We start from the raw sequence: 21,677 nt of genomic DNA, 5'->3' as shown, positions 1-21,677 counted from the left end.
CCGGGCTTTTACGATCAGGGCCATGACGGATTCCACGCTGCCCTTCCCGCCGTCGCCCACTGAGGGTCCCCCGTTGTGGCTCAGTCCGCCCGAGCTGGCACTGGACCCCGAGATGCTGGCCACTGAGCTGGCGAAAGAGTTGCTCGGCGATCCGCTCGATGAGCTCGACGCCCTCGATGAGGGCCAGATCGATGTGGCCGCTGAGTGCGACCTGGGCCTGCAGCTGCTCAAGGGCGACCACGCCGAACGGGTCCAGGGCCTGCGCATCTTCTGCGAACACCGCGACCCGCGCGCGATCCAGGTGCTGCTGCCCCTGCTGGAGGCCAGCTGCCCGATCGAGCGCATGAGCGCCGTCTATGCCCTCGGACGCAACCCCGATCCGCTGGCGCTGGCGCCCCTGCTGGCCCTGCTCCAGAACGACAGCAACGGCTATGTGCGCAAGGCCGTGGCCTGGAGCCTGGGCAACTATCCCGACGCACCGGTGCTGGGGCCGCTGATCCGTGCCCTGCAGACCGATGTGGCGGCGGTGCGACTCTGGGCCGCCGGCTCCCTGGCGGATGTGGGGGCCACGGGGCTGGCCAAGGCCGATCAGGCGGCCGGCCAGTTGCTGCTCAGCTTGCGCATTGACAGCGAACCGGTGGTGCGCAGCAACAGTGCCTGGTCGCTGGGGCGGCTCTACGGCGATCTGGTGGAACCCAGGCAGAAGGAGCTGGTGGAGGCGATGGTGGCCACCCTGCTGGGCGATGGCGACAACACCGTGCGCGATGAGGCGCGGGTGGCCCTTGAGCAGCTGGAGGAGCCCCTGGTGCTGGAACGGTTGCAGACCCTGATTGAGGACGGGCTGTTCAGTTGAGCCCGGGAGCGTTCTGATCCGGCTAGATTTCAGGCCACCTTCCGGCAATCGGGATGGCCCAGTCCACCATTCGCTTTCGCATCCGGCCCGATGGTCGTGTGGAGGAGTTGGTGCAGGGCGTGCGTGGTGATGGCTGTGAGCAGCTCACCGAGCGCATTGAGGCTCGGCTCGGCACGGTGCAACAGCGCCGCAGCACCTCCGACGCCTTCCTCACCCAGATCCAGCCGGTCGAGGCCGTCCAGGCCGCCTCCGCCACCACCCCTTGATCCTGTCGTCTGATGTCGCATTTCAGCACCGTCAAGACCGAGCTCCGTGATCGCCAGGCGCTGGTGGAGGCCCTCCGGGACCTCGGCCACGACCCCAGCGAAGGCCAGCGGCCCGTGCGCGGCTACCGCGGCCAGACGGTGCTCGCCGATCTGACCCTTCCCCAGGGCGAGGGCGGTGACATCGGCTTCCGTTGGAACGACGTCAGCGGCAGTTTTGAGCTGGTCACCGATCTCGATCTCTGGAAGCAGCAGGTGCCCGTGGAGCGCTTCCTGGCCCAGCTCACCCAGCGCTATGCCCTGCGCTCAATCCTGGCCGCCTCCACCCAGGAGGGCTTTCAGGTGAGTGAGCAGACCCAGCACACCGACGGCAGCATCGAGTTGGTGGTCACCCGCTGGGACGGCTGAGCCAAGTGTCCGATCCCGCCCTGGCCTTCTCGGCGGCGGCCGCACCAACCGTTGAACCCACCGGGCGTGAACCCCTGCTCGGAGGCGCCCTGCGTCAGAAGGCGGTCTGGGTGGATGAGGCGGTCTGCATCGGCTGCCGCTACTGCGCTCACGTGGCCTGCAACACCTTCATGGTTGAGCCCGACTGGGGCCGCTCCCGGGCCCTGCGCCAGGATGGGGACAGCACCGAGACGATCCAGGAAGCGATTGAAACCTGCCCGGTGGACTGCATCCATTGGGTGGCCTATGAGGAACTCGATGGCCTCAACGAGGGCCTGCGCTGCCAGGAACTCCAGCCCTTGGGACTCCCCGCTCCCGCCCGTTTCAAGCGCGCCCTGCCCCGTTCCCACGCGGCGCGGCCATGAGCCTCGTGCCAGGGATGCCCACCCGGCGCTTCGGCCGCACGGAACTGGCGATGCCCGTGCTCTCGCTCGGGGGCATGCGCTTCCAGCAAAGCTGGAGCGATCTCCCCGGCGAGGCGATCAGCGCCGAGAGCCAGGCGAACCTGCGGGCCACCCTCGAGAAGGCCGTGGCCAGTGGTTTCCACCACATCGAAACCGCGCGCGGCTACGGCAGTTCCGAGCGCCAGCTCGGCACGCTGCTGCCCGAGCTTCCCGATCCGCGCCGCATCCTGCAGAGCAAGGTGTCACCCCAGGCGGATGCGGCCGCCTTCGAGGCGGAATTGACGCTCAGCTTCGAGCGGCTGGGGGTGGAGCGGCTTGATCTGCTCACCCTCCATGGCCTCAACCTGCCGGAACACCTGGAGCAGAGCCTGCGCCCGGGCGGCTGCCTGGAGGTGGTGCGCCGCTGGCAGGAGCGGGGCCGCATCGGCCATGTGGGCTTCTCCACCCACGCCCCCTTGGCCCTGATCCTGGAGGCGATCGCCACCGACGCCTTCGATTACATCAATCTCCATTGGTACTTCATCCGCCAGGACAACCGCCCGGCGATCGAAGCCGCCGGCGCCCACGACATGGGTGTGTTCGTGATCAGCCCCACCGACAAGGGCGGCCACCTGCACACCCCTTCCGAGCGATTGCTGGAGCTTTGCTCCCCCTGCATCCGATCGTCTTCAACGACCTGTTCTGCCTGGCCGCCGAAGGCATCGACACGATCAGCGTCGGGGCCGCAGGTCCGGAGGATCTCGATCGCCATCTGGAGGCGGTGGCCCTGTTGCCTCGCGCGGCCGAGCTGCTGCCGCCGATCCTTGAGCGGCTCGAGCGGGCCCGTCAGCAGGCCCTGGGAACTGACTGGCTGGCCAGCTGGGAGCAGGGATTGCCCGCCTGGAACCACACCCCGGGCGACATCAACCTGCCGGCGCTGCTCTGGATGCACAACCTCCTGGAGGCCTGGGATCTGGAGGGTTTCGTGCGTGCCCGCTACGGCCTGCTGGGCCACGGCGGCCACTGGTTCCCCGGCGCCAATGCCGATGCCCTCGATGGCGAGGTGAGCGAAGCCCAGTTGCTGGCGGTGCTGGGCGGCAGCCCCTGGGCCGAGCGGATCCCACCCCTGCTCAGGCGCCTGCGTGCGCGGGTGGGTGGGCAGGCGGTGCAGCGCCTGATGGCCAGCGACTGATCGCCTCAGGCGATCGATCCCAGCGGTTGCTTGGCGGGCACCCCCACCGGGCGGGGGTAGAGGCGCGGGCAGGGACCCGTGGCCACCAGGGTGAGGGCATGGCGCACGCCGCGCTCCCCCGGCAGATCCCGCCGCTCCAGCCGCTCCAGCCGGCCACTCAGCGGCACCAGGGCCCGATCCAGCGCCTCGGCGTCGCCGTCGCTCCACTGGCCCCGGTAGAGCAGCGCCTGTCCCTGGGGCCGCAGCAGGGGGAGCAGGTATTCGGCCACCACCGGGGCGGTGGCCACCGCCCGGGCCATGGCCAGGTCGAAGTGGCCCCGGCAGGCCCGTTCCTGGCCCGTGCGCTCCACCCGCTCGCAGCGCAGGGTCACCCGCTCCGCCAGCCCCAGGGCGGCGGCCATGGCCCGCACCGCCTCGGTCTTGCGCCCGACCGAATCCACCAGGGTGAGGCGGGCCCTGGGCAGGGCGATCGCCACCGCCAGGCCGGGGAAGCCGCCGCCGGTGCCCACGTCGATGCAATCGGGTGCCGCCTTGGGGTTACCCAGCAGCTCCTGGAGCGGCCAGAGGCTATCGAACACCTGGGAAATCCAGTAATCGTCGCCCTCCACCAGGCGGGTGAGGTTGAGGCGGCCATTCCAGTCGCGCAGCTGCTGTTGCAGGCGCTCCAACAGGTCCAGTTGCTGCGCATCCGGGGTCCAGCCCAGGGCCTGCCAGAGCCCAGCGGCGGGCTCGCTGGCGCCAGGGAAGGCGGTACCGGATTCGGCGGGCATCCGCTCGGACGGGGACGGTCGTTCTCTCTAGGATCCCGCACACCCGGTCGTTCGCTGGTGGCTGGCGGAGAACCCACGCGACAGACCCACTACGAGCTGCTGCAGCTGCCGCCGAGCGCCACGGTGGAGGAGCTGCGGCGGGCCTTCCGCAGCCTGAGCAAGCGCTACCACCCCGACACCACCAGCCTGCCCGCCGCCGAGGCCAATGAGCGCTTCCGTCTGTTGCAGGAGGCCTACACCACCCTCAGCGATCCGGCCCGGCGTGAGGCCTACGACGGCCTCCTGCGTCCCCCTGCCCCGCCAAGGCCCGTGCCGGTGCCGCGCCGCGGTGAACCGAGGCTTCGGCCCGTCCGCAGGGATTTCTCCAGTGGCGAGTGGTTTGCCCTGCTGCTGCTCGGCTTGGCCCTCTCGGCCAGCCTGGTGCTGGGGGTGGGGATGGCCTGGGTGCAGGGTACGGAACTGGTGCGTCAACCCAGCTGGTGGGGGAAGCGGCGGCGGCGAATCTGAGGCTGATTCCGGCGCCGCCAGGGGCCGCTGCGGTGCAGGATGGATCCCAGCCAGGCGTGAGCGCCGGGAATGCCGACACTCCCCACCCCCAGACGCCTCTCTACAAGCACCCGCTGCCGGCGCTTGAGAGCTGGCTGCGTGGGTTGGGGGCAGCCAGCAGCGCCAGAACCCCTGCCTCTGGGATCTGCACCAGCCCCAGTGGAGCGCCCTGATCGAGCTGGAGGTGGAGGCGTTCACCGTGCGCTGGCAGCACCAGGGTCAGATCAGCGAGCGCCGGTTTCCCTACGGGCTCTCGCGGGCCGATGCCGAAGCGGCGATCCTGGCCGGGCCCTAGCGCTCGCTAGAGAGCCTCCAGGGCCCGGCTGATGGCGCCATAGCACTGCTCCAGCTGGGTGTCATCGAGGCAGAGGGGCGGCAGCAGGTAGATCACCTGGCCCAGGGGCCTGAGAAACACCCCCTCGGCCAGGGCCCGGCGCTGCACGATCCGACCGGCGGGATTGAAGTAGCCGGGCTTCTCCAACACCAGATCGATGGCGGCGATCGTGCCGATCAGGCGCGGAAAACGCAGCTTGGGATGCTGCGCCAGGACCTCCAGGTGGGGCCGGTGACGGGCCTCGAAGCGCTCGTAGCGCCCAGGGTTCGCCTCCAGCAGCGTCAGGCTGGCCAGGGCGGCGGCACAGCCAAGGGGATTGGCGGTGGAAGCTGTGGCCGTGCAGGAAGGTGCGCTCGCTGGCGCCGATGAAGCCCGCATGCAGGGCCTCGCGGGCCAGGGTCACCCCCATGGGCAGGAAGCCTCCGGTCAGCCCCTTGGAGAGGGCGATCAGGTCGGGGGTCAGGCCGGCCCGCTGGCAGGCGAACAGGGCGCCGGTGCGCCCGAAGCCCGTGAGCACCTCATCGGCGATCAGCAGGGCGCCGGCGGCGCGCACCCGCCGCTCCACCTCGCGCAGGAAGCCCTCGCGCACCATGGCCATGCCGGCGGCCCCCTGCACCAGGGGCTCCAGGATCACCGCCGCGGTGGGGGTCTCCAGCAACTGCTCCAGCCTCTCGAGGGCCAGACGCTCGCGGGGCTCCACCCCTTCATCCCCCCACCAGGTGGCGGGCCAGGGGGCGCGGGCCACCTCGAACAGCAGCTCATCGAAGGGGGCCGTGAACGGGGATCGGGCCCCCAGGGCCATCGCCCCCATGGTGTCGCCGTGATAAGCCCCCTCGAAGGCAATCAGTTGGCGCCTGGGCTCCCCCGGTTGCGCCACCACTGCCAGGCGATCTTGAGGGCGACCTCCACGGCGGTGGAGCCGTTGTCGGAGAAGAACAGGCGCTCCAGGCCGCTGCGGGCGCTGAGGGCGTCCGCCAGCTGCTCGGCGGGGGGTGGCTGAAGTTGGCGAAGATCACCTGCTCCAGCTCCGTGGCCTGGGCCGCCACGGCCGCGGCGATTGACGGTTCGGCGTGGCCGTGCAGGGTCACCCACCAGCTGCTGATGGCGTCGATCAGCTGGCGGCCGTCGTCGAGCTCCAGCAGGGCGCCCCGGCCGCGCACCGCCCGCAGGGGTGGATCGGCGCTGGCCACCTGGGTGGTGGGGTGCCAGAGGTGGGGATGCCAGCGCTGGGGGGCAAGGCTGGGCTGGGTTCTACTCGCACACCTTCGAGCGCTGTTCGTTGGCGGCGGCCAGGGGGCCGCAGCTGAACCAGCGGTAGACCCCGACCTCGATGTCGGTGAACAGCACCAGGATGCCGGCGCACAGAGCGAACAGGGCCCCCGTCACCAGCAGGTGGGTCTTGCTCATGGGCGCAGGTTAGGGCCCAGCTGCAGGTGCTGGCCCAGTCCGCTGAGCTGCCATTGCGCCTCCAGGGTCTCCCGATCGAGACGCTCAAGGGTGGGCAGCTGGGCCAGCACCGGCACCCCCGCCAGGGCGTTCAAGGTGGATGCGTTGTTGGGGTGGGGCGGCCCGTTGAGCACGATCCCGAGCAGGGAAAGGCCCCTCTGGCGCAGGGCCTCCACCGACAGCAGGGTGTGGTTCAAGGTGCCCAGGCCGCTGCGGGCCACCAGCAGCACCGGCAGGTTCCAGAGGCGCAGCTGATCGATCTGCAGCCAGTCGAGCCGCAGGGGCACCAGCAGCCCTCCGGCCGTCTCCACCACCAGCGGGCCGCTCACCGCCGGCAGCGCCAGCCGGGTCTCCTCAATGCGCAGCACCTCCTGCTGCGCCGCCCAGTGGGGCGACACCGGGGCCGCCAGCCGGTAGGCCTCCGGCAGCACCCGATCAGAAGGCAGCTCCAGCAGCTCCCGCACCCGGTCGCTGTCGCCGCCGCCCTCCAGGCCGCATTGCACGGGTTTCCAGTAGGTGGCCCCCAGCCCCTGCACCAGCAGGGCACTGACCACGGTCTTGCCCACGTCGGTGTCGGTGCCGCAGACCACCAGCCGCAGGGCTTCTGTCATGGCCGCCGCCTGGGCTTTTGACCCACCAGGATCTGCAGCTCCCAGCTCAGGACCTTCACGGCTCCCTGGGCGGGCCAGTGGGCCTCCAGGGCCCGCAACTCCCCTGCCGACAGGGGCCTCACGCGGCTGGCGCTGGCCCCGAGCCCCTTGAGCTCGCGCAGCAAGGCCAAGGCGCTGGGGGCTGTGCGGCTGAACGGCAGCCTCCGCTCCACCCGCAGCTCCAGCCAGGTGCTGCAGGTCGCTTGCAACGCTTGGGCCTCGGGCAGGGGCAGGGCGCTGCAGGGCACATGTGCCGCCTGGGCCGCCTGCTGCCATTGGCGAAAACTGCCCTGGGTGGGCACCGCCAGCACCAGCCAGCCTCCGGGCTGGAGCGCCCGGCACCACTGCTCCAGTTGGGCCAGGGGCTGCTCCAGCCAGTGAAGGGCGAAGCTGGAGGCCAGCAGGGCCGCGCCCTCCAGCTCATCCGGCAGCCCCCCGTTGAGATCCCAGAGCAGGGAGGGAGCTGGTGGGGAGCCGTCGGCTCCAGGACAAGCGGAGCGCTCCCCTGGCGCAGCAGCTCGGCGCAGTGGTCGAGGCGCAGCATGGTGAGTTCAGGCCGCTGGGCCTCCAGGGCCCGCGCCAGCAGGCCACTGCCCGCCCCCAGATCAGCTGCGGGCCCTTGCGGCAGGGGCAGGTCGCGGCTGAGGTGGCCCAGGCGCCAGGCCACGGCCCGCTGCAGGTGCGCCAGCTGCTCGTAGCGGCCGGCGCTGCGGGCGAAGCGCCGGCGCACCTCCAGTGGGAACGGTTCCGTTGGCTGTGGGGGGCTGCCGCCGGGCTTTGTGAGCAGATCAACCATGGCCGCTGACTTCCGCGGAAAGCGCCGCTTCCAGCCAGTTCAGCACTGGAGTGAGCAGATCGGCCCGCAGCAGGCTGTGGCCGGCACCCGCCAGGGTCCAGTGGCTGGCCCTGGGGAGGGCTTCCACCAGCAGGCGACGGCTCTCAGGGGCCACGATCCGGTCGTCGCCCGCCTCCACCACCAGCACCGCTGCGCTGGCTGGAAACGCTTCCGGCAGCGCGGTGAGGCGGCCGAGCAGGTCGAGGTCAGCGAGCAGGCGACCCTGGCCGGCGGGGGCACCCCTCCTCCCGGGGCCCTGCTGGCAGCAATTCCTCGGGGTCGGGGGCGGCGGCCTGGGCCAGGAAGTCTTTGAGTAAGCCATCGCTGTCGCCGTTGCTCAGGCGATTGGCCATGGCCTCCAGGGCCAGTTGTCCGCGGCGCCCGGGGGCTCCTGGGGGCACGAAGCGCCCAAAGCTGGCCAGCAGCACCACCGCCTCGGCCGCGGCCAGCACGGCACCGGGAACCAGGTGAATCCCCATGGAATGGACCAGCAGGGCGCGGCGTCCCGTGCCCGACCACTGCGGCTCCAGCTGCACTTGATGGCCGTAGCCCCGCTCCCCCCAACCCAGGCTCCAACCACGCCGGGCGGCGGCCGCCCCAGGGGGCCCAGGCCCGGTGGTCGCCCCCCAGCCGTGCATCGCCAGCAGCTGCACACCCCCAGCCGCCGGATCGCTCAGCGCCATCGGGCCAGGGCCTCCAGCAGCCGCTCCAGGGTGCCGGGCGGCAGGTCGCTGCGCAGCACCAGCCGCAACCTCGCCGTTCCCGCCGGCACCGTGGGTGGGCGGATCGCCACGCTCAGCAGGCCTGCGGCCTCCAGGTGCCGCTGCAGCTCCAGGGCCCGATCGTCTTCGCCCACCAGCAACGGCAGGATCGGCCCCTGGCCTGCCACCAGCGGCCAATCGGCCGCCGTCAGGGAAGTTCGCCAGCGCTCGGCACGCTCCAACAACTTCGACCCCAGGTCGGGGGTCTCCTCCAGCAGATCAAGGGCGGCCAGGGCTGCCGCCGCCAGGGGCGGGGCCAGGGCGGTGGAATAGCGGAAGGCGCCGGAGCGCTGCAGCAGCCAGTCGCCGAGCAGATCGCCCGTGGCCAGGAAGGCGCCACCACTGCCGAAGGCCTTGCCGAAGGTGCCGCTCACCAGGTGCACCCCCGCCAGCCCGTGGGCCAGCCCGCGTCCGCCGGGGCCCAGCACCCCCAGGGCATGGGCCTCATCGATCAGCAGCAGGGCCGAATGCCGTTGGCAGAGGGCCGACAGCGCCGGCAGATCGGGGCTGCTGCCCTCCATGCTGAACAGGCTCTCACTGAGCACCACCAGGCGCCGCACGGCAGAGCTGGCCCGTGCCTCGCCCAGCAGCCGATCCAGAGCGGCCAGGTCGTTGTGGGCGAAGCGGCGCAGCTGGGCGCCGGAGGCCTGTACCCCCACCAGCAGGGAGTGGTGGATCAGCCGGTCGGCGAGCACCAGGCTGTGGCGATCGGCCAGGGCCGCCACCGCAGCGATGTTGGCCTGGAAGCCACTGGGAAAGAGCAGCACCCGCTCCCGCCCCAGCCAGGCGGCCAGCCGCGCCTCCAGCTCCCCATGCACCGGCCGGCTGCCGCTCACCAGCCGCGAGGCCCCCGCCCCCACCCCACCCGAGGCGATCGCGGCGCAGGCGGCCGCCTGCAGGCGAGGGTGCTGGCTCAGGCCCAGGTAGTCATTGCTGGCCAGATCCAGCAGCGGGATGGCACCGGCCCCCTCTGGCCGCAGGCCCCCAGCCGCCGTGGGCTGGAAGGCACGCAGCAGGCGCCGGCGGGCGATCGGCAGGCGCTCCAGGGAGCGGCGCAGGGGATCAAGGGGGTCGGCGGCCAAGGGAAGCGGCAGGGCCCGGGGTGGCCGCAGTCTGGCCAATAGGATTCCCTGATGCTGATCGCCAGCTCCGACGTTCCGCCCCTGGAGGAGCTGTTCCCGTTTCCGCTGGATCCATTCCAGCTGGAGGCGATCGATGCGCTCAACCAGGGCCATTCGGTGGTAGTGAGCGCCCCCACCGGCTCGGGCAAGACCCTGGTGGGCGAGTACGCGATCTACCGGGCCCTGGCCCACGGCCAGAAGGTGTTCTACACCACACCCCTCAAGGCGCTCTCGAACCAGAAGCTGCGCGATTTCCGCGAGCAGTTCGGGGTCGAGAACGTCGGTCTGATGACCGGTGATCTGAGCGTGAACCGGGAGGCGAAGGTGGTGGTGATGACCACCGAGATCTTCCGCAACATGCTCTACGCGGAGGTGGATCGCGGCGACGATCCCCTCGCCGATGTGGAGGCGGTGGTGCTCGATGAGTGCCACTACATGAACGACTCCCAGCGGGGCACGGTCTGGGAGGAATCGATCATCCATTGCCCACCTGCGGTGCAGCTGGTGGCGCTCTCGGCCACGGTGGCCAACGCCGGTCAGCTCACCGACTGGATCGACAAGGTGCACGGGCCCACCCGGCTGGTGCTGAGCGATTTCCGGCCGGTGCCCCTGGCCTTCAGTTTCTGCAGCGCCAAGGGGCTGCACCCCCTGCTCAATGATGCGGGCACCGGGCTGCACCCCAACTGCAAGGTCTGGCGGGCGCCGAAAACCACCCACCGCCGCGGCCCCAAGACCCCCAGGCCGCCCCAGCCCGAGGCGGCGCCGCTGCCCTTCGTAGTGGCCCAGATGGCCGAGCGCGACATGCTGCCGGCGATCTACTTCATCTTCAGCCGCCGCGGCTGCGACAAGGCCGTGCGCGACCTGGGCCGGCTCAACCTGCTCACCAACGAGGAGCAGTCCCGGGTGCGCGCGCGCCTGCAGGCCTTTGTGGCCTCCACCCCCGAGGCGGTGCGCGAAGGGGGCCACGATGACGCCCTGCTGCGCGGCATCGCCGCCCACCACGCCGGGGTGCTGCCCGCCTGGAAGGAACTGATCGAGGAGCTGTTCCAGCAGGGGCTGGTGAAGGTGGTGTTCGCCACCGAAACCCTCGCCGCCGGGATCAACATGCCCGCCCGCAGCACGGTGATCTCGGCCCTTTCCAAGCGCACCGACCGCGGCCACCGGCCGCTGATGGGCAGTGAGTTCCTGCAGATGGCGGGCCGGGCCGGCCGCCGCGGCCTCGACACCCAGGGCTATGTGGTGACGGTGCAGAGTCGCTTCGAGGGGGTGCGCGAAGCGGGGAGCTGGCCACCAGCCCCGCCGATCCGCTCGTGAGCCAGTTCACCCCCAGCTACGGCATGGTGCTCAACCTGCTGCAGCGCTATGAGCTGCCCAAGGCCAAGGAACTGGTGGAGCGCAGCTTCGGCCGCTACCTGGCCACCCTCGATCTGGTCGACGACGAGCGCCGCATCACCGAACTGCGCCAACAGCTGGAGGGTCTTTCGGGCAGTGTCACCGATGTGCCCTGGGACGCCTTCGAACTCTATGAAAAGGAGCGGGCCAGGCTGCGGGAGGAGCGGCGCATCCTGCGGATCCTGCAGCAGCAGGCGGAGGAAACCCTGGCCCATGAGCTCACCCTCGCCCTGCGATTCGCCAGTGAGGGCACTTTGGTGAGCCTCAAGGCACCCCAGCTCAAGGGTCGGGTCACACCGGCGGTGATCGTGGCCAAGGTGGAGGGCAGCGGTCAGTTCCCGCTGCTGCTCTGCCTCACCGATGAGAACGTCTGGATCCTGGTGCCCTGCCATGCGGTGGTGAGCCTCCATGCGGAGCTCAGCTGCCTGCAGGTGCGCGAGGTGGACGCCCCAGAGCTGCACCACCCCGGTGAGCTGCGCCACGGCGACCAGGCCAGTGGCGGTCTGGCCCTTGCGGTGGGCTCCATGGCCCGGCGCCACGACATGGCCACCCCCCAGTACGACCTGGCCGGGGAAGTGAAGGCCCAGGCGCTGCTGGTGCACCAACTGGAGCTGGCCCTCGAACTCCATCCCGCCCACAGCACCGGCGATCGCAAGCAGATCAAGAAGCAGCACCGGCGCATGGAGGAACTCGAGGAGGAGATCGGCGAACGCCAGCGGCTGCTGCACCACCGCTCCAACCGCCACTGGGACACCTTCCTGGCCCTGATCGAAATCCTGCGCTTCTTCGGCTGCCTGGAGGATCTCGAGCCCACCGACATCGGCCGCACCGTGGCGTCCCTCCGGGGCGACAACGAACTCTGGCTGGGGCTGGCGCTGATGAGCGGCCACCTCGATGAGCTCGAACCCGCCGAGCTGGCGGCGGTGCTGGAGGCCATCTCCACGGAGGTGAATCGCCCCGATCTCTGGAGCGCCTTCAACACCCCGCCCGCCGCCGAGGAGGCCCTGCACGATCTGGGCGGCATCCGCCGGGAGCTGCTGCGCCAGCAGGAGCGGGCCGCCGTGGTGATGCCCCTCTGGTACGAGCCGGAGCTGATGGGGCTGGTGCATTCCTGGGCCAAGGGCACCAGCTGGAACGACCTGATCGCGGGCACCTCCCTCGATGAGGGCGATGTGGTGCGGATCATGCGCCGCACGGTGGATCTGCTGGCCCAGATCCCCTACGGCGAGGCCCTCAGCGAGCAGCTGCGCGGCAAGGCCCGACTGGCCCTCAAGGCGATCAACCGCTTCCCGGTCTGCGAGCCGATCGATCTGCTGAGCCCCGTGGGGGCGGGCCTCAATCCGGCCACGGCCAAGGCCGTGCCGCCACCACCCACTCCTGGCACGACATCGGCCAATTCCCCAGCTGCAGAGCCCCAGATCACGGGTGATGATCTCAACGGCAGCAGTGGCCCCGAAGCCAGCTCAAGCGAAGGGAGCCTCACGGAACAGGCGGCCTGAGGAATCAGATCGCCAACCGCTCCCAGATCACGCTCAGGTTCGCCTGGTGCAGATCGGTGGCGAAGCATTCCGCCAGCTGCCCGGGGCCCAGCCGCGCCGTGACGGCCGGATCAGCTTCGAGGTTGGCGCGGAAGTTGCCGCCTTCTGTGTTCCAGGCGCTGTGGGCGTGCTCCTGGACGATCCGGTAGGCCTCCTCGCGGCTGAGGCCGCTCTCCACCAGGGCCAGCAGCACCCGCTGGCTGAACACCACACCGCCATACACATTCAGGTTGCGCGCCATGTTCGCGGGGTAGACCCCCAGGCCCCTGATCACCGCGGTCATCTCCCGCAGCATGAAGTGCAGGGTCACTGAGCAATCCGGCAGCATCATGCGCTCCACGGAGCTGTGGCTGATGTCGCGCTCGTGCCAGAGGGCCACGTTCTCCAGGGCCGCCACCGTGTAGCTGCGCAGCACCCGCGCCAGGCCGGAGATGCGCTCGCTGCGGATCGGATTGCGCTTGTGGGGCATCGCCGAGCTGCCCTTCTGGCCCTTGGCGAAGTTCTCCTCCACCTCCAGCACATCGGTGCGCTGCAGGTTGCGGATTTCGGTGGAGATCCGCTCCAGGGTCGCCCCCACCAGCGCCAGGGTCTGCACGTACTCGGCGTGGCGGTCGCGGGAGATCACCTGGGTGCTGGCGGTGTCAGGCACCAGGCCCAGTGCCGCGCAGGTGAGCGCCTCCACCTGGGGATCGGTGTTGGCGTAGGTGCCCATGGCGCCGCTGATCTGGCCCACGGCCACCACGGTTTCCAGGCGCTCCAGTCGCTCGCGGTTGCGCTCGCTCTCCGCCAGCCAGCCCGCCACCTTGAAGCCGAAGGTGATCGGTTCGCCATGGATGGCATGGGATCGCCCGATCATCACCGTGCCCTTGTGGGCCCGGGCCAGCTCCCTGAGCGCTGCGGCCAGGGCATCGAGTTCGGTGCGCAGCACCGCCACCGAGGCCTTCAGCTGCAGGGCCAGGCCGGTGTCGAGCACATCTGAGCTGGTCATGCCCACGTGGATGTGGCGGCCCGCCTCGCCCACGTGCTCGTTCACATTGGTGAGGAAGGCGATCACGTCGTGGCGCACCTCCGCCTCGATCGCCTCGATCCGCTCCACCTCAAAGCTCGCCTTGGCCCTGATCTCCGCCAGGGCTTCGGCCGGCACCCGCCCCAGCTGGCTCTGGGCGGCCGTGGCGGCGATCTCCACATCCAGCCAGCTCTGGAACTTGGCCTGCTCGCTCCAGATGCGCCCCATCTCGGGGAGGGTGTAACGCTCGATCAAGGGCCAGCGCCTGGCGACGTCGCACCCAATGTATGGGGCAGGCCACCCGGCGCAGCCTGCGGCTTTGGTTCTGTTTCGGCTGTGGTTGGATGACGCCATGGCCCGAAAACGCCGGCTGGATCTGCATTTACTGGCCCTGGGTCTGGTGGAGAGCCGCCAGCAGGCCCAGCAGCTGATCCGTGCCGGCCGGGTGCGCGCCGGCGATCGGGTGCTGGACAAGCCCGGCATGGAGGTGGCGCTGGAACTGGAGCCCCAGGTGAGCCAGCCCCCACGCTTCGTCTCCCGTGGCGGCGAGAAGCTGGTGCGGGCCCTCGAGACGTTCCCGATCCAGGTGGAGGGTCGGATCTGCCTCGATGGGGGCATCTCCACCGGTGGCTTCAGTGACTGCCTCCTGCAGCACGGCGCCCAGCGGATCTACGGCATCGATGTGGGCTACGGCCAGACCGCCTGGAGCCTGCGCACCGATCCCCGGCTGGTGCTCAAGGAGCGCACCAACCTGCGCCACCTGCGGCCCGAGCAGCTCTACGGGCCCCACGATCCCAGGCCGGATCTGGCGGTGGCCGATGTGTCGTTCATCTCCCTGGCCCTGGTGTTGCCCGCCCTGAAGGGGTTGATGGCACCAGAGGGTCAGGAGGCGGTGCTTCTGGTCAAACCCCAGTTCGAGGTGGGGCGAGCCCGGGTGGGCAAAGGCGGTGTGGTGCGGGATCCCGAGGCCCACGTCGATGCGATCGAAGCGGTGATCGCAGCGGCGGATCGGCTGGGTTGGCGCGCAGCCGGGCTGGTGGCCTCACCGATCACCGGGCCGGCCGGCAACCACGAGTACCTGCTCTGGATGCGGGACGAATGTTTTGACCGCGTTGGATCCAACGGGGAGGGATCGAACACGCCGCTGACCACGCCGACGCTGGATCGAAGCGCCATCAAACATCTGGTGGCCAGCACCCTGAGCCATAAAGAAGCCGACCAACCCTCGGGTTGATCGGCACAGGAGCAGACCCTTGATTCAGGGGCGCTCAGATCGCGCTGCTGTCCTTGTCGCCGGTGCGGATCCGGATCACCGACTCGATGTTGGTGATGAAGATCTTGCCGTCGCCGATTTCACCGGTGCGGGCCGCATCTTGAATGCAGGTAATCACCGTGTCGACACGGTCGTCGTCAACAACAACCTCGAGCTTGAGTTTCTGTAGAAATTCGACCGTGAATTCTGATCCGCGGTAACGCTCGACCTGGCCCTTTTGACGCCCGAAGCCACGCACTTCACTCACGGTCATGCCGACGATGCCGGCATTCACCAAGGCGAGTTTGACGTCCTCAAGCTTGAACGGACGGATGATGGCCTCAACTTTTTCATGGATCCGGGGATTCATTTCAGGGGTGTCTCCCAGGACGGTGCCTGAGAGGAAGGGTGAGAGGCGTCCTAGCAGAGGAGTTCGGCGGATGCCCAGCCATTGCAACAATGGACTTCTGCCATTAGGCCGCAGGTGCTGGACGTCCGGTGTATCCATTGCTACTGGCTGCGCCGTTGAGCGGCGACCAGCCTGGGGCCCGGCGTCGGGTCCATGGACGCGAGGCGCAGGCAGGGATTCTCTGCGGGCCTTCTCCATCTAAAGCGGTTGGGATGTCCACGGCGGACATTCGGCTGATTTCTTTTGGGATCGTTGTAAAGAATCGGCCGTTTCGTAGCATCGTGAACCTGATGCACTCCCGCCCGATCGATGGCTGCCCCAGCTCCCAGCGCCCTCACCACCACGCCTCTGTACGGCCAGCGGGAGATCGAGCAGGCCCAGCTGATCTGCTTCGACAACCCCTCCACGGGCCGTCCCTACGAAGTGTCGATCACCCTGCCGGAGTTCACCTGCCTTTGCCCGTTCTCGGGCTACCCGGATTTCGCGGTGCTGCGCCTGATCTACGAGCCCGGCCCCCGGGTCCTTGAGCTCAAGGCGCTCAAGCTCTATGTGAACAGCTGGCGCGACCGCTCGATCTCCCACGAGGAGGTGGTCAACCGCATCCTGGATGATCTGGTGGCGGCGGCCCAACCCGACTGGATCCAGCTCGAGGCTGATTTCAACCCCCGCGGCAACGTGCACACGGTGGTTCGGGTCAGCCATGGCACCCGTCATCTCGGCTGAGGCTGCTGCAGGGAGCCCAGCAGCTGCGGCAGTTCGCTGGCGAAGGCGGTGAGGTTGCGGTTGCAGAGCCCACCCACATGCAGGCGCTGGCGCCCGTCCTCCGCGATCGCCCACAACTGGCGGGTGGCCACCAGGCTGAGGCCGCAACCCACCAGGGCAATGGCGAAGCCGGCGTAGACCAGTGGCACCCCCGGATCGCGCTTGAGCAGCAGGCCACTGGCGGGCAGGATCGAGGCCACCCGAAGGGGCAGGCCGTTCACTTCCAGGGCCTCGCCGCCGGGAATGAGCCGGCCCAGCAGGCTGGCGTCGCTGGCATAGATCTCCACCGGTCCGGCCTCGTTGGTCACGCTCAGCAGCACGGGATCGGTGCCATCGGGGCGGGTGGGCAGCACCAATCCCCAGATCTGATTCCCGAGTTGGGGAAAGCTCTGCAGCGGCAGCTCCAGCAGCGGGCTTTTGCCCAATTGCAGCGTGATCGCCGCCAAAGCCCAGTCCGCCTGGTAGATGGTCATGCCCTGGTGGCGCAGGGGGTGGTTGACGCTGATCTCGGCGCGTTGCTCCAGGGCTGGGGCATCAGCCTGGGGGGTTCTTGAGCAGCAAGCGCGAGCGGAACTGCTCAGGACGCCCGGCGGGGTCGCGGTCGATGCCGAACTGCTCAAGCACCAAGGTCAGCTGGCCCTCGCCGCGGCGATCGAGCAACTCGAGCTCGTGGCCCGGGGCCAGAAAGCGCTCCACCCGCTGGCCCCCCAGCGCTCCCCAGGCCGATCCCACCAACAGCACCACAAGCCCCGCATGCACCAGCAGGGGCCCCACCCGACCGGCCACGCCCTTGCGGGCCGCCAGTCGACCCGCCTGGCTTTGAACTCGCCAGCCCCGGGCCGTGAGCAGGGCCCCCAGGCGTTCGAGATCGGCCTGGGGTTCTGGGGAGGCCACGGTCTCCGCCACGCTCAGCTTGCTGAGCTGGCGCGGGAGCTGTAGTCGACCCAGCGCAGGGCGGCGCGCAGGGCCGGCCACTGGCGGCGCCAGCTGCACAGCACCAGGGACAGCCCCAGCCAGCCCAGCAGCGCCAGGAACCAGTCACTGGAATAGAGGTGATCCAGCTGGAGGGCCAGGATCCCGTCCCCGCGCACCAACCCCAGCCAGGGGGTTTCGTCGTAGAGGCGGTGATAAAACTCGCTGCTTTCCTGCTGGGGGATCGCGGTGCCCAGCCCGCTGGCGATGGCCACGACCAACAGCAGCACGATCGCCAGCCGCAGATCTGAAATCCACGCGGCCACTCGGCCCAGGGCATTCAGCAACGGTGCGACCAAGGTGGGCGAGGCAGAGGTCATGGCAGCTGGGCCAGAAGTGTGAGGCCGCCGGTGAGCACCAGCACGACGCCACTGATCGCCGGAACCCAGCGTCCGACGGACCGCAGGGCCAGCAGGCTCGGCAGGCTGGCCGCCAGGGTTCCCGCCAGCAGCAGGGGCAGCACCTGGCCCAGGCCGAAGCAGGCCAGCAGCACCATGCCCACCACCGGTTTGCCGTTCTGGGCCATCCAGGCCAGCAGCACTGCCAGCACCGGCGTGGTGCAGGGGGAGGCCGCCAGTCCGAAGGCCAGGCCCGCCGCCAGGGGCGCCAGGGGGCCGGCACCCGTTGGCGCCAGCGATCCGGGTCGGGGCCGGTGGGCAGGCGGAACGTCAGCAGGCCCAGCAGGTTGAGGCCCATCACCAGGGCCAGGGCCGCCACCAGCCCTGAAATCAGACCCGGAACGCGCCCATAGAACAGACCCAAAAGGCCGCTGGCCAGCCCCAGCAGCACCAGCGACGCGACAATGCCGAGCCCAAAACTGACGCTGCGCACCCAGGGCCGCCGCTGCCGGTCGCTGAAGCCGGCCAGATAGGCCAGGGTCACGGGCAGCAGCCCGAGCGAGCAGGGGCCGAGGCTGGTGAGCAGACCTCCGGCAAAGACGATCGCCAGGGTGATCGGACCAGGTGCCGCCAGGGAGGCGCGCAGCAGCTGTTCAGTCCAGCGGGCCAGATCCGCCAGCTGGTCGGCGAGGAGAGACCGAGGTCGGTCATGGGGGCCCGGTGCAAGTGTCACCCTATCGGGGCGACCCCCTGCCTCCGTCGGCGGGGACGGCCCGGATCCACCCCTGCCGATTCCAGTGAGCAACGGATCAGCAGGCCGGCGGTGAGCAGGCTGGAGAGCAGTGAATTGCCGCCGTAGCTGATCAGAGGCAAGGGCAAGCCGGTGGTGGGCATCGCACCGCTGGCGACGGCGATGTTCAGAATCGACTGGCCCACCAGCAGGGTGGTGCAGCCGATGGCGATCAGCCGCAGCTGGTTGCTGCGGCAGCTCAGAGCCACCCGCAGCCCCACGAAGCCGAACAACAGCAGGAACAGCAGCAGCATCACCGAGCCGATGTAGCCGAACTCCTCGGCGAACACCGCGAAGATGAAATCCGTTGACTGGATGGGCAGGTATTGAAGTTTCTGGGTGGAGAGGCCGAAACCCTCACCCAGGGGCCCGCCGGAGCCGATGGCCAGAAGGCTCTGCACCAGCTGGTAACCGTCCCCCTGGGCATCTTTCCAGGGGTTCAGGAACGACGTCACCCTCACCCGCTGGTAGGTGTTGATCAAGATGCTGCTCACCCCGACAAGCCCCCCGCCAAGGCCGTGGCCAGCAGGGCGCCCAGGTTGAGGCCGGAGGCCAGGGCCATCAACCACAGCAGCAGGCCCGTCAGGGCGGCTGTGCTCAGGTTGGGTTGCTTGAGGATCAGCAGGATCAGAGCGCCGAACACCGTCAGCCAGAGCAGCTTCTGGTCGATGGCGATGCGCTTCCAGTGGGCAAACAGGGCAGCCCCCTGCAGGACCACGAAGGGCTTGACCAGCTCAGATGGTTGGATCTGGATCGGACCGACCACCAGCCAACGGCTGGCGCCGTTCACGGTGCTGCCGGCCACCAGGGTGGCGGCCACCAGGAGGCCCCCAGCAACAGGGCGGGGCCGGCCAGCTTGGACCAACGGCGAATGTTCACCCGCAGGGCCAGCAGCAGCAGCCCCCAGCTGGCCGCCAGCCAGAGCAGCTGACGTTTGAGGTAGTAAGCGGCGTCGCCCATTTCCCGCTCGGCCACCCACCAGCTGGCTGATGTGAGGATCAGGATGCCCAGCAGGCTCCAGAGCGCCACCAGACCCAGCAAGAGCCTCGCTTCAGCGGGCCAGAGGGCAAGGGAAGCGGTAGGAAACCTTTGGCGGAGGCCTCTGGGCTCGGGATCGAGCTGGGGGGACGGTTCGCAATGCCGGGCAAGGCCATGGGCTCAGGAAAGCTTCATCGTCAGCTGGACATGGGCCGCTCACGCCCGAGTGTACGGACAAAAAAAGCCCGGCCAGTGCCGAGCTTGGATGAAAGTTGGTGAGGTGAGCGAAAGACTCAGTTGCCGACGTTGATCTGACGCCGACCCGCCACGAGTTCGACCTTCAGAATCTTTCCGCCCTGCTTCATGATGCGCTGTTGTTCAGCGAACCAGCTTTGGTACGGCACCCACTTGGTGAAGTAGGTGTTTTGCAGCTCGCGCTGGGTCCGAGCCTTTTCAGGACAGGGAATGCAGGCCGTGATCTTGAACAGACGCATGGGGGTGATCCTCGCGGGGTAGACCGTTGTGGGATCAGTTGCCCAGACCGGAGCTGATGTAGTCGAGGTAGACGCCCAGTTCACGCCCGGCTTCGGGACCGACCAGCGAGGCAGCCGATTCCTTGATCGCCTGAATCGACTGCACCGTGGCGCCGATGGGCACACCCAGGGAGTTGTAGGTCTCCTTGAGGCCATTGAGCACGCGCTCATCGAGGATCGAAGAGTCGCCCGCGAGCATCGCGTAGGTGGCGTAGCGCAGGTAGTAGTCGAGGTCGCGGATGCAGGCCGCATAGCGACGGGTGGTGTACATGTTGCCGCCCGGACGGGTGATGTCCGTGTAGAGCAGCGTTTTGGCCACGGCATCTTTGATGATGGCCGAGGCGTTGGCGGAAACGGTGGCGGCAGCGCGCACGCGCAGTTCACCACTGGCGAAGTACTGCTCGAGGCGACCGATGGAGGAGTCGTCGAGGTAGAGACCCTGAACGTCAGAGAGATTGATGACGTTGGTGATCGCGTCTTGCATAGGTCCGGGGAAGCGGCGGTGGGGAAGGAGAGGGCAGCCTCAGGAAAGGGCGCCGATGACGTAATCGAAGAAGAAGCCAGCTTCTTCAGCGTCAGCTCCGGTGAGCAGAGTGCTTGAGGCGAATTTCAGTTCGCGCACGGCTTCTGCCATGGCTTCGAGTGGGGTGCCGAGAGCGCGGTACATCTCGCGGGCCCCGATGATGCCGATCTCCTCAATGGGAGTGACATCGCCGGCCACGATCCCGTAGGTCACAAGGCGCAGGTAGTAGTCCATGTCGCGGAGGCAGGAGGCCGTCATCTCTTCGCCGTAGGCATTGCCCCCCGGGGAGATCACGTCTGGACGCTTCTGGAAGAGGGCGCCGCCGGCCTGCTTGACGAGGCGTTCCCGGCTCTCGCTCAGGACTCGAGCCACCCGAAGCCGGCGTTGACCGCCGGCGACGAAGGACTTGATCTGGTCGAGTTCGCCGGGGCTGAGGTAGCGGGCTTCAGCATCCGCGTTGATGATCGAGTTGGAGACGATGCTCATGCAGTTCTGCCTCGAAACAAGCGGTCGCCGTTTAAGGAGACCGATAGCCGGTGGGTAAGGGTGGATGCCTGTGCTCCCTGACTGGGGCTTCCGAAAGGAGGCCTGGCATGAAGGAGCGGCTTCTGCGTGGCTCAACGGCGCTGCCTTGGGAGGCGTTGCCATTGGGCTGCGGGTCGGCCAGGCGGCAAATCAGATCAACTGATTGCCGAATTATTCTGCGGCAGGCCGCTGCTCTGACTCGGCCTCCGGTAACAGTTCTTCACGGCGGATTGTTTTTTGAAAACGCTTTGCGCGCAATGGCTTTCGCGGGAGTTGTTGATACATGGACTCTGCTGCAAATGTTAATCATTTGATCGCGCAAGTCGAACTCTTCCGTCGCGCGGTCCAAGCCAGATTCAGCCCCCAACGGCCGTGTTGGAAGGCAAAAGCGCCCTGCTTAGGACCAGGCGCCTGCTGAGCCTGGCCCCCTCAGCGGGCCAGGGAGCTCAGATCGCGCCCTTGGTGGGTGGATTGAGAGCAGCGTTGCCGCCGTAGAGGCTGGCGGTGCGGTTCAGCGTGGTGAGTGGCAGGCCGTCCGGGGTGTCGAGGCCGCGGAGGTAGGGCACCGTGTCGCGGCCGAAGTTGGTGGCGTACTCGTCGCTGTTGATCAGGGTTTCGAGGGCCCGTTGTTGACCGTGGTTGGCCTGGCTGGCCAGGAACGCGCTCACTTCGCTGGCCTGGGCGGCCCTCCCTAGCAGAGCGAGGTAGGCCGCCGTTGCGGCCCGCAGCGGGGCCAGCCGGTTCAAGCGCTGCCCAAACAGCTCGCTGGAGGCCAGGAGCGCCACGAATTCCGACACCGAGATGTGGCCATCACGGAGCTGGGATTCGGCATCACCGAGGCGTTCTGAGGCCAGCACATCACGATTGAGGAGTTGGCGATAAACGTTGCGGAGCACGCTCTGCAACTCGCCTTCGCCGGGGAACCTTGACAGCCGCAAGCGCTCCGGGAGGCTGCGGCGGCGGGTCAGCCCCTGGGGCTTGCCGGGACGCAGGGCCTTGGCCATCGCCGAAACCGGCGGTTCGCTAGCGACGAAGCCGCGGCTGCTGCCCATCAGCGG

Annotated in this window: 22 protein-coding genes and 6 pseudogenes; 11 read left to right on the top strand and 17 right to left on the bottom strand. The window is 68.7% G+C overall.

The window, feature by feature from the left end:
* The first annotated feature begins 112 nt into the window (after positions 1-112).
* The 5 genes and pseudogenes from AAF143_RS17300 (at position 113) to AAF143_RS17280 (ending at position 3,138) form a co-directional block, all read left to right on the top strand.
* Positions 113-853: a HEAT repeat domain-containing protein gene (locus tag AAF143_RS17300; RefSeq protein WP_255009104.1), complete on the top strand. Its 741-nt coding sequence runs from the start codon at positions 113-115 to the stop codon at positions 851-853.
* Positions 854-906: 53 nt separating this feature from the next.
* Positions 907-1,119: a DUF2997 domain-containing protein gene (locus AAF143_RS17295; RefSeq protein ID WP_255008787.1), complete on the top strand. Its 213-nt coding sequence runs from the start codon at positions 907-909 to the stop codon at positions 1,117-1,119.
* Between the two features lie 12 nt (positions 1,120-1,131).
* Positions 1,132-1,524, top strand: a complete 393-nt coding sequence (locus AAF143_RS17290) for a DUF1257 domain-containing protein (RefSeq protein WP_255008788.1) — start codon at positions 1,132-1,134, stop codon at positions 1,522-1,524.
* Between the two features lie 5 nt (positions 1,525-1,529).
* Positions 1,530-1,928 (top strand): ferredoxin, encoded by a 399-nt coding sequence (locus tag AAF143_RS17285; protein WP_255008789.1) that lies wholly within the window; start codon positions 1,530-1,532, stop codon positions 1,926-1,928.
* Positions 1,929-1,942: 14 nt separating this feature from the next.
* A pseudogene (locus tag AAF143_RS17280) lies at positions 1,943-3,138 on the top strand (aldo/keto reductase).
* Between the two features lie 5 nt (positions 3,139-3,143).
* Here AAF143_RS17280 and rsmG read toward each other — a convergent pair.
* Positions 3,144-3,908: a 16S rRNA (guanine(527)-N(7))-methyltransferase RsmG gene (gene rsmG / locus AAF143_RS17275; protein ID WP_255008791.1), complete on the bottom strand. Its 765-nt coding sequence runs from the start codon at positions 3,906-3,908 to the stop codon at positions 3,144-3,146.
* Positions 3,909-3,965: 57 nt separating this feature from the next.
* Here rsmG and AAF143_RS17270 point away from each other — a divergent pair, with 57 nt between their 5' ends.
* Both AAF143_RS17270 and AAF143_RS17265 read left to right on the top strand, forming a co-directional pair.
* Complete coding sequence (locus tag AAF143_RS17270) at positions 3,966-4,415, top strand: J domain-containing protein (RefSeq protein ID WP_414027437.1); 450 nt, start codon at positions 3,966-3,968, stop codon at positions 4,413-4,415.
* Between the two features lie 130 nt (positions 4,416-4,545).
* On the top strand, positions 4,546-4,749 hold the full coding sequence (locus tag AAF143_RS17265; protein ID WP_414027528.1) for a DUF3143 domain-containing protein: 204 nt from the start codon (positions 4,546-4,548) through the stop codon (positions 4,747-4,749).
* Positions 4,750-4,755: 6 nt separating this feature from the next.
* On the opposite strand, the pseudogene bioA reads toward AAF143_RS17265, so the two are convergent.
* From bioA to AAF143_RS17245, 4 genes and pseudogenes are all read right to left on the bottom strand, one after another.
* Positions 4,756-5,978: pseudogene (gene bioA / locus AAF143_RS17260) on the bottom strand (adenosylmethionine--8-amino-7-oxononanoate transaminase).
* Positions 5,979-6,039: 61 nt separating this feature from the next.
* Positions 6,040-6,195: a hypothetical protein gene (locus AAF143_RS17255; protein ID WP_255008797.1), complete on the bottom strand. Its 156-nt coding sequence runs from the start codon at positions 6,193-6,195 to the stop codon at positions 6,040-6,042.
* The gene (gene bioD / locus AAF143_RS17250; protein WP_255008800.1) at positions 6,192-6,845 is read right to left on the bottom strand and encodes a dethiobiotin synthase; all 654 of its coding nucleotides are present in this window, start codon (positions 6,843-6,845) and stop codon (positions 6,192-6,194) included. Before bioD ends, AAF143_RS17255 begins: the two co-directional genes overlap by 4 nt.
* Complete coding sequence (locus AAF143_RS17245) at positions 6,842-7,195, bottom strand: hypothetical protein (RefSeq protein WP_414027436.1); 354 nt, start codon at positions 7,193-7,195, stop codon at positions 6,842-6,844. Before AAF143_RS17245 ends, bioD begins: the two co-directional genes overlap by 4 nt.
* 155 nt (positions 7,196-7,350) lie before the next feature.
* Here AAF143_RS17245 and AAF143_RS17240 point away from each other — a divergent pair, with 155 nt between their 5' ends.
* Complete coding sequence (locus AAF143_RS17240; protein ID WP_414027435.1) at positions 7,351-7,689, top strand: hypothetical protein; 339 nt, start codon at positions 7,351-7,353, stop codon at positions 7,687-7,689.
* Here the strand turns inward: AAF143_RS17240 and AAF143_RS17235 are convergent.
* The 3 genes from AAF143_RS17235 to AAF143_RS17225 form a co-directional block, all read right to left on the bottom strand.
* Positions 7,673-7,858, bottom strand: coding sequence for a hypothetical protein (locus AAF143_RS17235; RefSeq protein ID WP_414027434.1), 186 nt, complete (start codon positions 7,856-7,858; stop codon positions 7,673-7,675). The two genes, AAF143_RS17240 and AAF143_RS17235, sit on opposite strands and share 17 nt — an antisense overlap.
* Before the next feature lie 67 nt (positions 7,859-7,925).
* A complete protein-coding gene (locus AAF143_RS17230) occupies positions 7,926-8,402 on the bottom strand; it encodes a hypothetical protein (protein ID WP_414027433.1) in 477 nt (158 codons plus the stop codon).
* Positions 8,393-9,562 carry an aminotransferase class I/II-fold pyridoxal phosphate-dependent enzyme gene (locus tag AAF143_RS17225; protein WP_255008805.1) on the bottom strand — a complete coding sequence of 390 codons (1,170 nt, stop codon included), beginning with the start codon at positions 9,560-9,562 and terminating at the stop codon, positions 8,393-8,395. The genes AAF143_RS17230 and AAF143_RS17225 overlap by 10 nt, the downstream gene beginning before the upstream one ends.
* Before the next feature lie 51 nt (positions 9,563-9,613).
* On the opposite strand from AAF143_RS17225, the pseudogene AAF143_RS17220 reads away from it, so the two are divergent.
* Positions 9,614-12,351: pseudogene (locus AAF143_RS17220) on the top strand (DEAD/DEAH box helicase); the annotation flags it as partial.
* Between the two features lie 145 nt (positions 12,352-12,496).
* Here AAF143_RS17220 and purB read toward each other — a convergent pair.
* Entirely contained in the window at positions 12,497-13,792 is a 1,296-nt protein-coding gene (gene purB, locus AAF143_RS17215; RefSeq protein WP_255008810.1) for an adenylosuccinate lyase, read from the bottom strand.
* A 97-nt stretch (positions 13,793-13,889) separates the two neighbouring features.
* On the opposite strand from purB, the gene AAF143_RS17210 reads away from it, so the two are divergent.
* Positions 13,890-14,771 (top strand): TlyA family RNA methyltransferase, encoded by an 882-nt coding sequence (locus AAF143_RS17210; RefSeq protein WP_255008813.1) that lies wholly within the window; start codon positions 13,890-13,892, stop codon positions 14,769-14,771.
* A 34-nt stretch (positions 14,772-14,805) separates the two neighbouring features.
* Here the strand turns inward: AAF143_RS17210 and AAF143_RS17205 are convergent, their stop codons facing one another.
* Positions 14,806-15,159, bottom strand: a complete 354-nt coding sequence (locus tag AAF143_RS17205; protein WP_414027527.1) for a P-II family nitrogen regulator — start codon at positions 15,157-15,159, stop codon at positions 14,806-14,808.
* Between the two features lie 348 nt (positions 15,160-15,507).
* On the opposite strand from AAF143_RS17205, the gene queF reads away from it, so the two are divergent.
* Positions 15,508-15,921, top strand: coding sequence for a preQ(1) synthase (gene queF, locus AAF143_RS17200; RefSeq protein WP_255008816.1), 414 nt, complete (start codon positions 15,508-15,510; stop codon positions 15,919-15,921).
* Here queF and AAF143_RS17195 read toward each other — a convergent pair.
* The 7 genes and pseudogenes from AAF143_RS17195 to AAF143_RS17165 all read right to left on the bottom strand — a co-directional run bounded on the left by AAF143_RS17195 (position 15,909) and on the right by AAF143_RS17165 (position 21,671).
* Positions 15,909-17,216 (bottom strand): annotated as a pseudogene (locus AAF143_RS17195) (cytochrome c biogenesis protein ResB). The gene queF and the pseudogene AAF143_RS17195 overlap by 13 nt on opposite strands.
* A gap of 32 nt (positions 17,217-17,248) precedes the next feature.
* Positions 17,249-17,919: pseudogene (locus AAF143_RS17190) on the bottom strand (cytochrome c biogenesis CcdA family protein).
* An 80-nt stretch (positions 17,920-17,999) separates the two neighbouring features.
* Positions 18,000-19,214 (bottom strand): annotated as a pseudogene (locus tag AAF143_RS17185) (FtsW/RodA/SpoVE family cell cycle protein).
* 117 nt (positions 19,215-19,331) lie between these two features.
* Complete coding sequence (locus AAF143_RS17180) at positions 19,332-19,532, bottom strand: phycobilisome linker polypeptide (protein ID WP_255008821.1); 201 nt, start codon at positions 19,530-19,532, stop codon at positions 19,332-19,334.
* Between the two features lie 34 nt (positions 19,533-19,566).
* Entirely contained in the window at positions 19,567-20,055 is a 489-nt protein-coding gene (locus tag AAF143_RS17175) for an allophycocyanin subunit beta (RefSeq protein WP_255008823.1), read from the bottom strand.
* A 39-nt stretch (positions 20,056-20,094) separates the two neighbouring features.
* Positions 20,095-20,580, bottom strand: a complete 486-nt coding sequence (locus AAF143_RS17170) for an allophycocyanin (protein WP_255008825.1) — start codon at positions 20,578-20,580, stop codon at positions 20,095-20,097.
* A gap of 485 nt (positions 20,581-21,065) precedes the next feature.
* Positions 21,066-21,671 carry a phycobilisome rod-core linker polypeptide gene (locus AAF143_RS17165; RefSeq protein ID WP_255008827.1) on the bottom strand — a complete coding sequence of 202 codons (606 nt, stop codon included), beginning with the start codon at positions 21,669-21,671 and terminating at the stop codon, positions 21,066-21,068.
* Positions 21,672-21,677: the final 6 nt, after the last annotated feature.

It is taken from the genome of Cyanobium sp. ATX-6F1 (genome assembly GCF_047395825.1).
GTDB lineage: Bacteria > Cyanobacteriota > Cyanobacteriia > PCC-6307 > Cyanobiaceae > ATX-6F1.
Note: the sequence above shows the minus strand (reverse complement) of the source record. Positions and strands in the feature narration are given on the sequence as shown.

Coding starts and splice junctions, on each gene's coding strand:
- AAF143_RS17170 (WP_255008825.1), bottom strand. CDS start 20,580: ATGAGCATCGTCTCCAACTCGATCATCAACGCGGATGCTGAAGCCCGC.
- rsmG (WP_255008791.1), bottom strand. CDS start 3,908: ATGCCCGCCGAATCCGGTACCGCCTTCCCTGGCGCCAGCGAGCCCGCC.
- AAF143_RS17230 (WP_414027433.1), bottom strand. CDS start 8,402: ATGGCGCTGAGCGATCCGGCGGCTGGGGGTGTGCAGCTGCTGGCGATG.
- AAF143_RS17165 (WP_255008827.1), bottom strand. CDS start 21,671: ATGGGCAGCAGCCGCGGCTTCGTCGCTAGCGAACCGCCGGTTTCGGCG.
- bioD (WP_255008800.1), bottom strand. CDS start 6,845: ATGACAGAAGCCCTGCGGCTGGTGGTCTGCGGCACCGACACCGACGTG.
- AAF143_RS17300 (WP_255009104.1), top strand. CDS start 113: ATGCTGGCCACTGAGCTGGCGAAAGAGTTGCTCGGCGATCCGCTCGAT.
- AAF143_RS17295 (WP_255008787.1), top strand. CDS start 907: ATGGCCCAGTCCACCATTCGCTTTCGCATCCGGCCCGATGGTCGTGTG.
- AAF143_RS17175 (WP_255008823.1), bottom strand. CDS start 20,055: ATGCAAGACGCGATCACCAACGTCATCAATCTCTCTGACGTTCAGGGT.
- AAF143_RS17205 (WP_414027527.1), bottom strand. CDS start 15,159: ATGAATCCCCGGATCCATGAAAAAGTTGAGGCCATCATCCGTCCGTTC.
- queF (WP_255008816.1), top strand. CDS start 15,508: ATGGCTGCCCCAGCTCCCAGCGCCCTCACCACCACGCCTCTGTACGGC.
- AAF143_RS17210 (WP_255008813.1), top strand. CDS start 13,890: ATGGCCCGAAAACGCCGGCTGGATCTGCATTTACTGGCCCTGGGTCTG.
- AAF143_RS17255 (WP_255008797.1), bottom strand. CDS start 6,195: ATGAGCAAGACCCACCTGCTGGTGACGGGGGCCCTGTTCGCTCTGTGC.
- AAF143_RS17180 (WP_255008821.1), bottom strand. CDS start 19,532: ATGCGTCTGTTCAAGATCACGGCCTGCATTCCCTGTCCTGAAAAGGCT.
- AAF143_RS17290 (WP_255008788.1), top strand. CDS start 1,132: ATGTCGCATTTCAGCACCGTCAAGACCGAGCTCCGTGATCGCCAGGCG.